This window comes from Bradyrhizobium sp. CCBAU 25360, assembly GCF_028128695.1.
GTDB lineage: Bacteria > Pseudomonadota > Alphaproteobacteria > Rhizobiales > Xanthobacteraceae > Bradyrhizobium > Bradyrhizobium ottawaense.
Genome location: NZ_LBJA01000023.1, coordinates 1 through 13,398, shown reverse-complemented (window position 1 = coordinate 13,398; position 13,398 = coordinate 1). Strand labels below are relative to the sequence as shown.

At 65.7% G+C, this 13,398-nt stretch carries 7 protein-coding genes and 1 pseudogene; 6 read left to right on the top strand and 2 right to left on the bottom strand.

Annotated features, from left to right (window positions below; all coding sequences use genetic code 11):
* From XH81_RS05020 to XH81_RS05000, 5 genes and pseudogenes are all read left to right on the top strand, one after another.
* Nucleotides 1–259, top strand: a pseudogene (locus XH81_RS05020) (methyl-accepting chemotaxis protein); the annotation flags it as partial.
* A gap of 240 nt (nt 260–499) precedes the next feature.
* A complete protein-coding gene (locus XH81_RS05015) occupies nt 500–2,194 on the top strand; it encodes a methyl-accepting chemotaxis protein (protein ID WP_038947730.1) in 1,695 nt (564 codons plus the stop codon).
* Between the two features lie 194 nt (nt 2,195–2,388).
* A complete protein-coding gene (locus XH81_RS05010; RefSeq protein WP_028143381.1) occupies nt 2,389–4,485 on the top strand; it encodes a methyl-accepting chemotaxis protein in 2,097 nt (698 codons plus the stop codon).
* A 168-nt stretch (nt 4,486–4,653) separates the two neighbouring features.
* Nucleotides 4,654–7,833, top strand: a complete 3,180-nt coding sequence (locus XH81_RS05005; protein ID WP_028143380.1) for an efflux RND transporter permease subunit — start codon at nt 4,654–4,656, stop codon at nt 7,831–7,833.
* Nucleotides 7,820–9,016, top strand: a complete 1,197-nt coding sequence (locus tag XH81_RS05000; protein WP_028143379.1) for an efflux RND transporter periplasmic adaptor subunit — start codon at nt 7,820–7,822, stop codon at nt 9,014–9,016. The genes XH81_RS05005 and XH81_RS05000 overlap by 14 nt, the downstream gene beginning before the upstream one ends.
* A 147-nt stretch (nt 9,017–9,163) precedes the next feature.
* On the opposite strand, the gene XH81_RS04995 is transcribed toward XH81_RS05000, so the two are convergent.
* Nucleotides 9,164–10,672 (bottom strand): acetyl-CoA acetyltransferase, encoded by a 1,509-nt coding sequence (locus XH81_RS04995; protein WP_028143378.1) that lies wholly within the window; start codon nt 10,670–10,672, stop codon nt 9,164–9,166.
* Between the two features lie 137 nt (nt 10,673–10,809).
* Nucleotides 10,810–11,943: a nitronate monooxygenase gene (locus tag XH81_RS04990; protein WP_028143377.1), complete on the bottom strand. Its 1,134-nt coding sequence runs from the start codon at nt 11,941–11,943 to the stop codon at nt 10,810–10,812.
* A gap of 387 nt (nt 11,944–12,330) precedes the next feature.
* Here XH81_RS04990 and yghU point away from each other — a divergent pair, with 387 nt between their 5' ends.
* Nucleotides 12,331–13,206, top strand: a complete 876-nt coding sequence (gene yghU / locus XH81_RS04985; RefSeq protein ID WP_028143376.1) for a glutathione-dependent disulfide-bond oxidoreductase — start codon at nt 12,331–12,333, stop codon at nt 13,204–13,206.
* The last annotated feature ends 192 nt before the right edge of the window (nt 13,207–13,398 follow it).

Below are 13,398 nucleotides of genomic sequence, written 5' to 3'. Positions count from 1 at the left end.
TCTCTCGGAGATCTCGTCGGCGATTGCGGCGGCGGTGGAAGAGCAGGGCGCGGCGACGCAGGAGATCGCCCGCAACGTGCAGCAGGCCGCGCAAGGTACCCAACAGGTCTCCTCCAATATCACCGACGTGCAGCGCGGAGCGACCGAGACCGGCACGGCGTCCTCGCAGGTGCTGTCGGCGGCGCAAATGCTGTCGAACGACTCGGGCCGGCTGAAGAATGAGGTCAGCAAGTTCCTGACCAACGTGCGCGCGGCATAAGTTCGCGCGCACAGCTATCGCTCCAGGAACGAGCGGCGTCAAAAGCGCCGCTCGTTTCCTTTTTTGCGGCCGGTAGCATGATGTTGCCTACAGGTAGCATCAAGGGGAAGCACCCGTAGACGCACGGTGGTTCCGTTTCATCGTTGGTTAAACTCGCTTTATGAGAATGACGCCAAGACGACTCGAACAGCGGCCGTCCGAATTGGAATGAACGAATAGTCAATTCATTTGGGGGCCCCAATGCGCAAGAATTTTCCCGTCACCGATGTCGAATATCCGGTCAGCGACGAGACGCTGATCGTTTCGCGCACCGATCTCAAGGGCAAGCTGACTTACTTCAACGAGGACTTCATCGCGGCCGCCGGGTTCACGTCCGAGGAGCTGATGGGCCAGCCGCACAATATCGTTCGCCACCCCGACATGCCGTCGGAGGCGTTCGACAATCTCTGGAACACGCTGAAGGCCGGCAAGCCCTGGCTCGGCGCGGTGAAGAACCGCCGCAAGAACGGCGACTTCTACTGGGTGCTGGCGACGGCCTCTCCGATCCGGGAGAACGGCCAGCTCAAGGGTTACACCTCGATCCGCACAAAACTGCCGGCCGATCAGCGCAAGCTCGCCGAGGAGGTCTACGCCGCGATCCGCGAGAAGACGGCGCATGGTTATCGCGTCGACGCCGGCATCATCCGCCGCCGCTCGTGGCTCGACCGTTTCAGCGTCTTCACGAGGACGTTGAAGGCGCGTCTCGTCACGACCATGGCGCTCCAGGCGCTGTTCATGCTCGGGCTCGGCATCGGCGGCGCGCTCGCTTCCGGTGGTTCGGCCAGCCTGATCCTGTCGGCGCTGGCCGTCGTCGGTGCCGTCGTCGTCGGTTTCGCGGGCCTTGCAACCATGCGTGCGATCCAGGGGCCGATGCAACAGCTCAACGACACCCTGGTCAACCTCGTGCAGGACAAGCTCGACAACCGCATCGTGATCGAGCGCGACGACGAGATCGGCGAGGCACTGCGCAACCTTCAGACCGTGCAGACCATCATCCGGTTCAGCCGCGACGAGGTGCAGGCGGTGCAGCGCCGTGCCGAGACGCAGCGCAAGGCCGACATGACCAAGCTTGCCGACGGCTTCGAGGCCGCGATCGGCGAGATCGTCGAGACGGTGTCGTCGGCCGCAACCGAGCTCGAGGCGTCAGCCTCGACGCTGTCCTCGACCGCGGGCCGGGCGCAGGAGCTGGCCACGGTGGTCGCATCTGGCTCGGAAGCAGCGTCCACCAATGTCCACTCGGTGGCGTCGGCCGCCGAAGAGATGTCGTCCTCGGTGCGCGAGATCGGCCGCCAGGTGCAGGACTCCTCCCGGATCGCGAGCGAGGCGGTCAGCCAGGCGCATGCCACCACCGAACGTGTCAGCGAATTGTCGCGGGCCGCATCGCGGATCGGCGACGTCGTCGAGCTCATCAATGCGATCGCCGGCCAGACCAATTTGCTGGCGCTCAATGCCACGATCGAGGCGGCGCGGGCCGGCGAGGCGGGTCGCGGCTTCGCCGTCGTGGCCTCCGAGGTCAAGGCGCTCGCCGAGCAGACGGCGAAGGCCACCGGAGAGATCGGCCAGCAGGTCGGCGGCATTCAGGCGGCGACGCAGGATTCGGTCAGTGCCATCGGCGAGATCAGCGGCACCATCGCGCGTTTGTCGGAGATTGCCGCAACGATCGCCGCGGCCGTGGAGCAACAGGGCGCGGCCACCCAGGAAATTGCCCGTAACGTTCAGCAGGCCGCCCAGGGTACCCAGCAGGTCTCGTCCAATGTCGGCGACGTCCAGCGCGGCGCCTCCGAAACCGGCTCGGCGTCCTCGCAGGTGCTGTCGGCGGCGCAGATGCTGTCCCGCGATTCCAATCGTCTCAAGCTCGAGGTCGGCAAGTTCCTCAACTCCGTCCGCGCCGCCTGAGGACAGCACGACGTACCAGCGTTGCACGCGCGCGTTATCGCGGGCAACGTTTTGATAAGCATATGCGGTGGCGCCCCCGGCAGCGCGGCCGCACTTTGACGTGAGACAACATCGCGTTGCGGGCTTCTTGTATCTCTCGTGAGGGTCGATTCCTTCGTCCAGAGGAAGCGGCACTCGGGAGAAGGAAGCCAGCGGTGCATCTCAGAATTGGCACGGTCCTACCGGTCATCATTTCGGCGCTTGCCTTGATGGGAGTGGCGGCCACCGGCTACACGGCCATTCACGCCTACCACGACCGTCAGGAGGCCGAGATCTTCGTCGGCCTCAACGGCATTTCGCAATCGTTGCTGCACAGCGCAGGGCAGTGGGCGAAGGAGCGGGGCATGACCAATGCGGCGCTGAATTCGCCCGAGGTGCTTCCGGCCGATCGCCGCTCTGAAATCGATGCTGTGCGCGCGACGTCGGATCGGGCCTTCCGCGATGCCGTGCAGCGCTTGCGTGGCGTCACGGCCATGAAGGGCGCCGAACAACGCATCTCGGAAGCCGAACGGGCATTCCAAAGCTTCGAGAGCCTGCGCCGCAGGGTCGATGCGAATCTGGCCAAGCCTGGGTCGGAGCGGGACGCCGAGGTGGTCAAGGCCTTTGCCCCGGCGATCACCGACTTGATCGAGGTCGCCGCCAACAGACTGCGCCTGACGCAGGAAACGCTGACCAGTTCGCCTTCGGCGGCCATGGCACGCCTCGTCGGCCTCCGGCACCTGACAGCGGAGATGGCAGAAAACGCCGGGCGCGAACGTGCGCTTCTCGGCGGGTTGATCAGTTCGCACGCGAAGCTCGCCGCGGACGGCATCGGCCGGATCGCGACCTTCCGCGGCCACGTGGAGCTCGCCTGGGAGACGGTTGCCCCGATCGCCGACCGCACCGACGTTCCGGCAGCACTCGCGCGAGCCATCAAGTCGGTGAATGAGGATTACTTTCAGACCTATGGCGCACTGCGTGCCGAAATCCTCGCCGCAGGTCCGAGCGGCGAGTACAAGATCGGCAGCCGCGATTATGTGAGCCGCGCGACGACGGCCATCAATTCCATTCTTGGGCTCGCGGATGCAATCGGCGCGGCGGCGGGTACGGAGGCCGCCGAACAGGCGAAGGCGAGCGCCTCCAACCTGATCATCAGCGTTGCAATCCTGCTTGCGAGCCTCGGCCTCACATTGCTGAGCTTCTGGGTCGCGGTTTCCAGGATCGTGCGTCCGCTCTCGGCACTGACGGCCGCGATGGACGAATTGGCCGGCGGCAATTTCGCAGTGGTTCTCCCCGGGCTTGGCCGCAAGGACGAGGTAGGCGACATGGCTCACGCGGTGGAGACGTTCAAGGTCAAGGCCGAGCAGAAGGCGCACGAGGGCGCGGACGCCAAGATCAGGCAGGACCAGATCGCGGCCGAACAGCGCCGTGCCGACATGCACCGGCTTGCCGGTCAATTCGAGACTGCAGTCGGCGAGATCGTGGACGCGGTGAGTTCGGCGTCGACCGAGCTGGAAGCCTCTGCCGGCGCGATGAACGTGACGGCCGCGCGGGCGCAGAAGCTCGCCGTCACCGTCGCCGACGGTTCGGAGGAAGCCTCCGCAAACGTCCAGTCGGTCGCGTCGGCGACCGAGCAGCTGTCGTCGTCCGTCAACGAGATCAGCCGCCGGGTGCAGGATTCGGCGCGAATGGCCAACGAAGCCGTTGATCAGGTCCGGCTGACCGACGGGCATATCGACGGATTGTCGAGAGCGGTCGCGAAGATTGGCGACGTCGTCGAACTGATCGACCAGATCGCGGGGCAGACCAATCTCCTCGCGCTCAACGCAACGATCGAGGCGGCGAGGGCCGGCGAGTCCGGTCGCGGCTTCGCGGTGGTGGCTTCCGAGGTCAAGGCCCTTGCCGCGCAGACCGCGAAGGCGACCGGTGAGATCGCGCAGCAGATCACCGGCATTCAGTCGGCGACCCAGGAATCCGTCGCGGCGATCCGCGACATCGGCGGCACCATCGCGCGGCTGTCCGAAATCGCTGCGGCCATTGCCGCGGCGGTGGAGGAACAGGGGGCGGCGACGCAGGAGATCACACGAAACGTGCAGCAGGCGGCCAAGGGCGCCCAGCAGGCCTCGTCCAATGTCGGCGAGGTCGAGCGGGGGGCCGCCGAGACCGGCGCGTCGTCCTCGCAGGTGCTGTCGGCGGCGCAGATGCTGTCCCGCGACTCCAATCGCCTCAAGCTCGAGGTCGGCAAGTTCCTGAACGCGGTCCGCGCCGCCTGAGACAGGCCGCCGCATAGCTGCGATGTCGATTTCGCAGTGCGGTAGCAGGGAAGTGAATGCAGGATAGTTCTGCTTATTAGCGTTTCCGGCGGTGCTCGGGTAAAGGGGAATGGGGATCGCCGTGGGGGCAGATTCCGTATTCTCATCTGACCCGGATTTGCCTGGCGCATGATTGCTCTGGTCCGTATTGCCCTGAGCCGGCCCTATACGTTCGTCGTGCTGGCACTCTTGCTGCTGATCATCGGACCGCTCGCGGCGCTGCGGACCCCGACCGACATCTTTCCGGACATCCGCATTCCCGTGATCGGCGTGGTCTGGCAGTACACCGGCCTGCCGCCGGACCAGATGTCGGGCCGCATCACCACGCCGTTCCAACGCGCGCTGACGACGACGGTCAACGACATCGAGCACATCACGGCCAATTCCTACAACGGCTTTGGCATCATCAAGATCTTCTTCCAGCCCAACGTCGACATCCGTACCGCCAACGCCCAGGTCACCGCGATCTCGCAGACGCTGATCAAGCAGATGCCGCCCGGCGCGACGCCGCCCTTGATCCTGAACTACTCGGCCTCCACCGTGCCGATCATCCAGGTGGCGCTGTCGGGCGACGGCCTGACCGAGCAGAACCTCGCCGATATCGGCATCAACAATCTGCGCACGCCGCTGGTCACCGTGCCCGGCGCGGCGATCCCCTATCCATTCGGCGGCAAGCAGCGCCAGGTCCAGATCGACCTCGATCCCACCGCGCTGCAGGCTCGCGGCCTGTCCGGCCAGGACGTCGCCAATGCGCTCGCCGCGCAAAACCTGATCACGCCGGTCGGCACCCAGAAGATCGGGCAGTTCGAGTACAACATCCAGCTCAACAACTCGCCGCTTCGGATCGACGAGCTCGGTAACCTCCCGATCAAGACCGTCAACGGCGCCATGGTCTATGTGCGCGACGTCGCCACCGTGCGCGACGGCAATCCGCCGCAGACCAACATCGTCCATGTCGACGGGAACCGCTCGGTGCTGATGATGGTGCTGAAGGCGGGCGCGACCTCGACGCTCGACATCATCGCCGGCATCAAGCAGAAGGTCATCGACGTCAAGGACCAGCTCCCCGACGCGCTCAAGATCGGCTTCATCGGTGACCAGTCGGTGTTCGTCCGCGGCGCGATTCAAGGCGTCGCCGTCGAAGGCGTGATCGCGGCCCTGCTCACCAGCGTCATGATCCTGTTGTTCCTCGGCAGCTGGCGCTCGACCATCATCATCGCGGTCTCGATCCCGCTGTCGGTGCTGGGCGCCATCATCATGCTGTCGGCGATCGGCGAAACGCTCAACATCATGACGCTCGGCGGGCTCGCGCTCGCGGTCGGCATCCTCGTCGACGACGCCACCGTCACGATCGAGAACATCAACTACCACCTGGAGCAGGGCAAGCCGGTCGAGCAGTCGATCCTCGACGGCGCCAACCAGATCGTGACGCCGGCCTTCGTGTCGCTGCTGTGCATCTGCATCGTGTTCGTGCCGATGTTCTTCCTCTCGGGCGTCGCGCGCTTCCTGTTCGTGCCGATGGCGGAAGCCGTGATGTTCGCGATGATCTGGTCGTTCATCCTGTCGCGCACGCTGGTGCCGACCATGGCGAACTATCTGTTGCAGGCGCATGTCCATCACGAGGGCGGGCCGCCGAAATCGCGCAATCCGCTCGTCTGGTTCCAGCGTGGCTTCGAGGCACGGTTCGAGCGCATCCGCGGCGGCTACCATGGCTTCCTCGGGCTGGCGCTGGCGCACCGCGCGGTGTTCGTGATCGGCTTCCTCTGTGTGGTCGGCGCATCCTTCGCGCTGGTGCCGTTCCTCGGCCGCAACTTCTTTCCCGCGGTCGATGCCGGCAACATCCTGATGCATGTCCGCACCCAGGTCGGCACCCGCGTCGAGGAGACCGCCAACCAGCTCGCCGACGTGCAGAAAGCGGTCCGCAAGCTGATCCCAGGCGAGATCGAGACCATGACCGACAACATCGGCATGCCGATCTCCGGCATCAACATGACCTACAACAACACCGGCGTGATCGGCCCGCAGGACGGCGACATCCAGATCAAGCTGAGAGAAGGCCACAAGCCGACCGAGGAACACGTACGCGTGCTGCGCGAGCAGCTGCCGCGACTGTTCCCCGGCGTCAGCTTCGCGTTCCTACCCGCCGACATCGTCAGCCAGATCCTGAATTTCGGCGCGCCGGCGCCGATCGACCTGCAGATCCGCGGCGCCAATCTCAGTGCCAATTTCGCTTACGCCAACAATCTGCTGGCAAAAGTCCGCAGGATCCCCGGCGTTGCAGATGCGCGCATCCAGCAATCGCCGAACGCGCCGACCTTCAACATCGATGTCGACCGCACCCGCGCGCAATATGTCGGCCTGACCGAGCGCGACGTCACCAACAGCCTCGTGGTCAATCTCGCCGGCTCCTCGCAGGTGGCGCCGACCTACTATCTCAACCCCGAGAACGGCGTGTCCTACTCGATCGTGATGCAGACGCCGCAGTACCAGATCGATTCGCTCAGCGCGCTGCAGACGCTGCCGATCACCGCGGCCGGCAATGCGCAGTCGCCGATCCTCGGCGGCATCGCCGACATCAGGCGTTCGAGCTCGAGCGCGGTTGTCTCGCAATACGACATCCAGTCGATGGTGCAGATCTTTGCGACCACCTCGGGCCGCGATCTCGGCGCAGTCGCCGCCGATATCCGCAAGGTGATCGCCGACACTGCCAAGGAAGTGCCGAAGGGCTCTTCGGTAGTGCTGCTCGGGCAGGTGCAGACCATGAACAGCGCCTTCACCGGCCTGTTGTTCGGTCTGCTCGGTGCCGTCGTGCTGATCTATTTCCTGATCGTCGTGAACTTCCAGTCCTGGTCCGATCCGTTCGTGATCATCACGGCGCTGCCGGCCGCGCTCGCCGGCATCGTCTGGATGCTGTTCGCGACAGGGACGACGCTGTCGGTCCCCGCGCTCACCGGCGCCATCATGTGCATGGGCGTTGCCACCGCCAACAGCGTGCTCGTGATCTCCTTCGCGCGCGAACGCTACGAGGAGCTCGGTGATCCCATTGCCGCCGCGCTGGAAGCCGGCTTCGTCCGGTTCCGCCCGGTACTGATGACCGCGCTCGCCATGATCATCGGCATGGCGCCGATGGCGCTGGGGCTGGGCGAGGGCGGCGAGCAGAATGCGCCGCTCGGCCGCGCCGTGATCGGCGGCCTGATCTTTGCAACCTTCGCCACGCTGATGTTTGTTCCTGTGGTGTTCAGCATGGTCCACAAGAAACAAGGCGCCAAAGCCGCCGCCCCGTTGGAGACCCCGCATGTCGCCCACTGAACCCCGCTCGCCGGTGTCGCACCGGAAACTGGGCATCTTCGGCGTGGTGGCGCTGATCGCGGCGGGCCTCGTCGTCGGCACCGGCATCCGTGCCCGCGAGGAGCAGAGCTCCCAATTGAAGGAATGGACCGACGATCAGGCCGTTCCCAGCGTGGCGGTGACCCAGCCCAGCGCCAAGGCGCTTAATGCCACCATCGATCTGCCGGGCCGGCTGGAGGCCTATTATCGCGCCCCGATCTTCGCCCGCGTGTCGGGCTATCTGAAGAGCTGGAGCGCCGATATCGGCGCCCGCGTCAAGGCCGGTCAGGTGATCGCCGAGATCGAGGCGCCGGACCTCGATCAGCAACTGCTTCAGGCTAGAGCCGACCTCGCCAGCCAGCAGGCCAGCGCCAGGCTGTCGGAAGCAACGCTGAACCGGCGCAAGACGCTGGTCGCCTCCAACTTCGTCTCGGCGCAGGAGATCGACGAGCGCACCGCCGATCTCTCTAACAAGAACGCGGCCGTCAATTCGGGCAAGGCCAATGTCGAGCGGCTGGAAGCGCTGGCCGGCTACAAGAAGATCACCGCGCCGTTCGACGGCGTCGTCACCGCGCGCGACACCGATGTCGGCGCGTTGATCAATGCCGGTGGCGGCTCGGGCCCGGCGATGTTCGTGATCTCCGACATCACCAAGCTGCGCGTCTATGTCAACGTGCCCCAGAACTACGTGCCGGCGATCAAGATAGGCGCCAAGGCGACGATCACGCTGCCCGAGTATCCGAACCGGACTTTCCAGGCGACGGTGGAGGCGTCCTCGCAGGCCGTCGACGTCGCCTCCGGCACCACGCGCATGCAGCTCGGGCTCGACAATTCGAACGGAGAGCTGATGCCCGGCGGCTATGCCAGCGTGAAGCTCAACCTCCAGCGCGATTCCGCGCCGCTCAGCATCCCCGCCAGCGCGCTGATCTTCAACAGCAACGGGCTGCGCGTCGCCACCGTCGGTGCGGACGACAAGGTTCTGTTCAAGCCCGTGACCATCGCCCGCGACCTCGGCCGCGAGATCGAGCTCGCCTCGGGCATAACAGCGGACGACCGCGTCATCACCGCGCCGCCGGACGGCCTCTCGGATGGCGATGCGGTGCGCGTGGTCGGCGCCAAGGCCAAGCCGGCGACCGCGTCGGAAAAGCAGGCGCCGAAGGGGTAGGGCGGTCTCGTGCCCCGGACGCAGCGCAGCACGCAGTGATGCGCTGCAGAGCCGGGGCCCATCTCTTCTCAAAGTACAGTGTCGCTTTCTGGGTCCCGGCTCTGCGGAGCGGCACTTCGCGCCGCACCGCGTCCGGGACACGAGAGATCACGCCACGCGCCACTCCGGCACGCCGTCCGCAGCCATGGCGATCTCCCCGAGCGATCCCACCGGCGTGCGATCCATGTTCAGCAGATGCGCCAACGTCGCGCTATCGCTCGCCGGGATCCGCGCCAGCGTGCGCCTATCATCTTCCGTCCGCAGCATCACCACGCCGTGCTCGGCATCGCCGCCGCGGCCGTAGAGCACCGTAAAGCTCTCGACCTTGCCCTTGCCCGAGGCCTCCGTGATGAACTCCGGCACCGCGCGCTTGTTGCGGTCGGCTTCGGTCTGCACGCTCGTCTCCTGCGCCAGCGCCTCGCGCGGCGGCGCCTTCGCCACCACCAGTGCGTGATGCTTGGTGACGAAGCCGCCCTGGCCATAGAGCAGGCCAAGCTTTGCGCCGTCACGCACACGCCGCACCATCGCGCAGGCCGCATGCGTCATGTAGGTGTTGAGCGGCGCGCCGAAGAAGGTGAGGCCGCCGGTCACGGTCGGCTGCACGTCGGCGCCGAGACCAAGCGTCCGCCGCGCCATCTTGGGCACGCAGGGGAAGCAGCTATAGAGCTCGATGGCGTCGAAGTTTTTGCCATCGCCGCCGGCAAGGTCCATCACCGCTTTCAGCACCGCGTTCTGCGGATGGCTCTCGTAGAACTGGTCGCGCAGGAGATAGTCGCGCGGCTCTTCCGCCGAGGCGCCGCCGAGCGGATAGACCAGCTTGCTCTCCGCGATACCGAGCGCACGCGCCTTGGCGAGGCTGGTGACCAGCAGCGCACCGCCCATGTTGACGCTGGGGTTGGCGACCATCAGCTTGTTATAGGGCCAGGCGATCAGCCGGTTGTCCGCCGTCGGCGTCGTGATCTCCTCCGGCGCATAACGTCGCTTCAGCCAGGCATTGGGATTTTGCGCGGCGGCTTCCGAATAGCGCGACCACAGCGTGCCTGATTCGGCCATCGCCTCGCGCGGCGTCTGGCCCCAATGCGCGGAGGAGGCGGCCTCGTAGAACGGATAGACCGTGACGGGGCGGAACACGCCGAGCTTCACCGCCAGCGGCTTCTGGAACGCCGCACCGCGCTTGGGCTCCTCGACATCATGGGCGAACGGCGTCCACGGCAGCTTTGCCCCAGTGCGCTCGGCCTTGGTTGCAGTCGACTGCGCCTCGGCACCGCAGACCGCGGCCACGGTGCATTCGCCGCGTGCGATGCGCTTGGCCGCCTCGTGGAGGTAGCGGATCGGGCTCTCGCCGCCGACCGGGCCGTAATAGCAATGCGAAGGCGTGATGCCGAGGCGCTGCGCCAACAGCTGCTCCGGATCGCGGTAGCGCCAGCTCAGGAAGTTGACGACATCGAGCGACTGCACCTCGCCCAGCAGCTTTGCGCCGGCATCTGTTTCCGCGCGCCGCAGCGCCTGCTCCAGCAGGTCGAGCGGCTCGAGGCCGTCGGTGATCTCCTTGGGACGGTCAACGATCTCGCCGATGCCGACGATGACGGGGATGCGGTCAGGGGAAACGGTCGCCATTGTTCTTGCTTCTTCACTCTCTCAGACATCTCAGACCTCATCCTGAGGAGCCTGCGAAGCAGGTGTCTCGAAGGATGGGCCGCGGGCTCTCATGGTTCGAGACGGCACTTGCGCCTTCTCACCATGAGGGTCTACACCTACTCCGCCACCAGCGCATTCATGTGCTCGACGGCTTCGGCGAAATCTTCCTTGAACTCCTGCACCACCGCGCCCGCCGACTTCACGCTGTCGACCAGCCCGACGCCCTGGCCGACGAAATAGCTGACGAGGTCGCGCGCCTTGGCGTTACCGCTCGCCGCCGCGCGGTCGATCGAGTTGAAGGCGTCGCGGCTGATGACGCTTTGCAACGGCATCGGCAGTGCGCCGGGGCTGTCCGGCGCGCGATCCCAGGCATCGGTCCAGACCGAGCGGAGCTGGCGCGCCGGCTTGCCGGTGCGGCCTTTCGAGCGGACTGCATCACGGGAAGAGGCCGCAATCATCTTCTCGCGAAAGATCTCCGTGGTCTCGGCTTCGACCGTCGCAAGCCACACCGAACCGGTCCAGGCGCCGGCCGCGCCCATCGCCATGCACGCCGCCATCTGCCGCCCCGTCATGATGCCGCCGGCCGCCAGCACCGGCACGTCGCGGATGGGCTTGATCGCCTTGATCACCTCGGGCACCAGCACCATGGTCGAGACCTCGCCGCAATGGCCGCCGGCCTCGGTGCCCTGCACCACGAGAATGTCGACGCCGGCCGCGACCTGACGCAGCGCGTGCTCCTTGGCACCGACCAGCGCCGCAACGGGGACGCCGTGCTTCTTGCCCATCTCGATCATGGCCTTCGGCGGCACGCCCAGCGCATTGGCGATCAGGCGGATCGGATGATTGAAGGACACCTCGAGCAGCTGCAGCGCTGTCTTTCCGTCGAACGGCTGCGGCTGATCGGCTGCGACCTCCGTGGTCGTCAGCTCGATATTGTACTTCTTCAGGAGCTCGCGCGTGTAGGTTCGGTGCTCCTGCGGCACGCGCGCTTCCAGGCTCTTCCAGGTGACGTCCTTCTCGCCCGCGGTCGAGATGTTCTCAGGGATCAGCACGTCGATGCCGTAGGGCTTGCCGTCGACGTGATCGTCGATCCACTTCAGCTCGCGTTCGAGCGTATCGGGCGTGTGCACGGTGGCGCCGAGCACGCCGAAGCCGCCGGCGCGGCTGACGGCGGCGACGACATCGCGGCAATGGCTGAAGGCCAGCAGTGGGAATTCTATGCCCAGCATGTCGCAGATCGGCGATTTCATGGCTCTCTCTCCCGGCGGCCTTCGCGTTCTCGTTGCTTTCGTGCGCGAAGCAAGGTGACGCTAGCTGATCGTCACTCACGATGACAGGCCGGATTCGGCGAGGCATCTTGTGTGTAGACGTCGCGCTCCACCCGCAGGCCGCGGCGTCCTGGGTGACGCCGTCATTCCGGGGCTCGCGCCAGCGAGAACCCGGAATCCATTTTTCAGAGCATTCCCGGCGGCGCGATGGATTTTCGGGCTCGCCCCTGCGGCCCCGGCACGACGGGGAGGAAGCTTGCCATGACGAAACGGTGAGACGCCCCGCCCGGCAATGCAACTCGGAGGGCTTGTCATCGGCCATTCGCGGGCTAATTAATGCAGGCGCATCTTTCCGCCGGAGCCCCTCGCATGACCGACACCCCCGCCTACGTGCCGCCCAAGGTCTGGACCTGGAACAAGGAAAATGGCGGGCAGTTCGCCAGCATCAACCGCCCGATCGCCGGTCCCACCCACGACAAGGAGCTGCCGGTCGGCAAGCATCCCTTCCAGCTCTATTCGCTGGCGACGCCGAACGGGGTGAAGGTCACGGTGATGCTGGAGGAACTTCTGGCGCTCGGCCACAAGGGGGCCGAATACGACGCCTGGCTGATCAGAATTGGCAACGGCGACCAGTTCGGCAGCGGCTTCGTCGACATCAACCCGAACTCCAAGATCCCCGCGCTGATGGACCGCTCCGGTCCGGAGCCGATCCGGGTGTTCGAGTCCGGCTCGATCCTGCTTTATCTCGCCGAGAAGTTCGGCGCCTTCCTGCCGAAGGACATCAAGAGCCGCACCGAGGCGATGTCCTGGCTGTTCTGGCAGATGGGCAGCGCGCCCTATCTCGGCGGCGGTTTTGGCCATTTCTACGCCTATGCGCCGACCAAGATCGAATACGCCATCGACCGTTTCGCGATGGAGACCAAGCGCCAGCTCGACGTGCTCGACCGGCGCCTTGCCGACAACGAATATCTCGCGGGCAAGGAGTATACGATCGCCGACATGGCGGTGTGGCCCTGGTACGGCGCGCTTGCCAAGGGGCTGGTCTATGGCGCCGGCGAATTCCTCTCGGTGCAGGACTACAAGAACGTGCAGCGCTGGACCGACCAGATCGCGCAGCGCCCCGCCGTGAAGCGCGGCCGCATGGTCAACCGCGTCTCGGGCGATCCCGCCAGCCAGCTGCACGAGCGGCACGATGCGAGCGATTTCGAGACGAAGACGCAGGACAAGGTCGAGGCGGCGACGTAGGCGGTGCTCACTCTCCGCGAGTCCACTGCGTAGGGCGGATTAGCCGCAGGCGTAATCCGCCATCTTCGTCACGCGAAAGTCGGCGGATTACGCTTCGCTAATCCGCCCTACGATCTTCCGTAGCAACCATTAAAGCACGCCCGATTTCCGCGAGCATGACGCCGTGCTTGCGGCCGTCAAGGCGTGGCCTGG

Bases quoted from the DNA above. Each gene is read 5' to 3' on its own strand.
- XH81_RS05015 (WP_038947730.1), top strand. From the start codon at position 500: ATGCGCAAGAATTTTCCCGTCACCGATGTCGAATATCCGGTCAGCGAC.
- XH81_RS05005 (WP_028143380.1), top strand. From the start codon at position 4,654: ATGATTGCTCTGGTCCGTATTGCCCTGAGCCGGCCCTATACGTTCGTC.
- XH81_RS05000 (WP_028143379.1), top strand. From the start codon at position 7,820: ATGTCGCCCACTGAACCCCGCTCGCCGGTGTCGCACCGGAAACTGGGC.
- XH81_RS04995 (WP_028143378.1), bottom strand. From the start codon at position 10,672: ATGGCGACCGTTTCCCCTGACCGCATCCCCGTCATCGTCGGCATCGGC.
- XH81_RS04990 (WP_028143377.1), bottom strand. From the start codon at position 11,943: ATGAAATCGCCGATCTGCGACATGCTGGGCATAGAATTCCCACTGCTG.
- yghU (WP_028143376.1), top strand. From the start codon at position 12,331: ATGACCGACACCCCCGCCTACGTGCCGCCCAAGGTCTGGACCTGGAAC.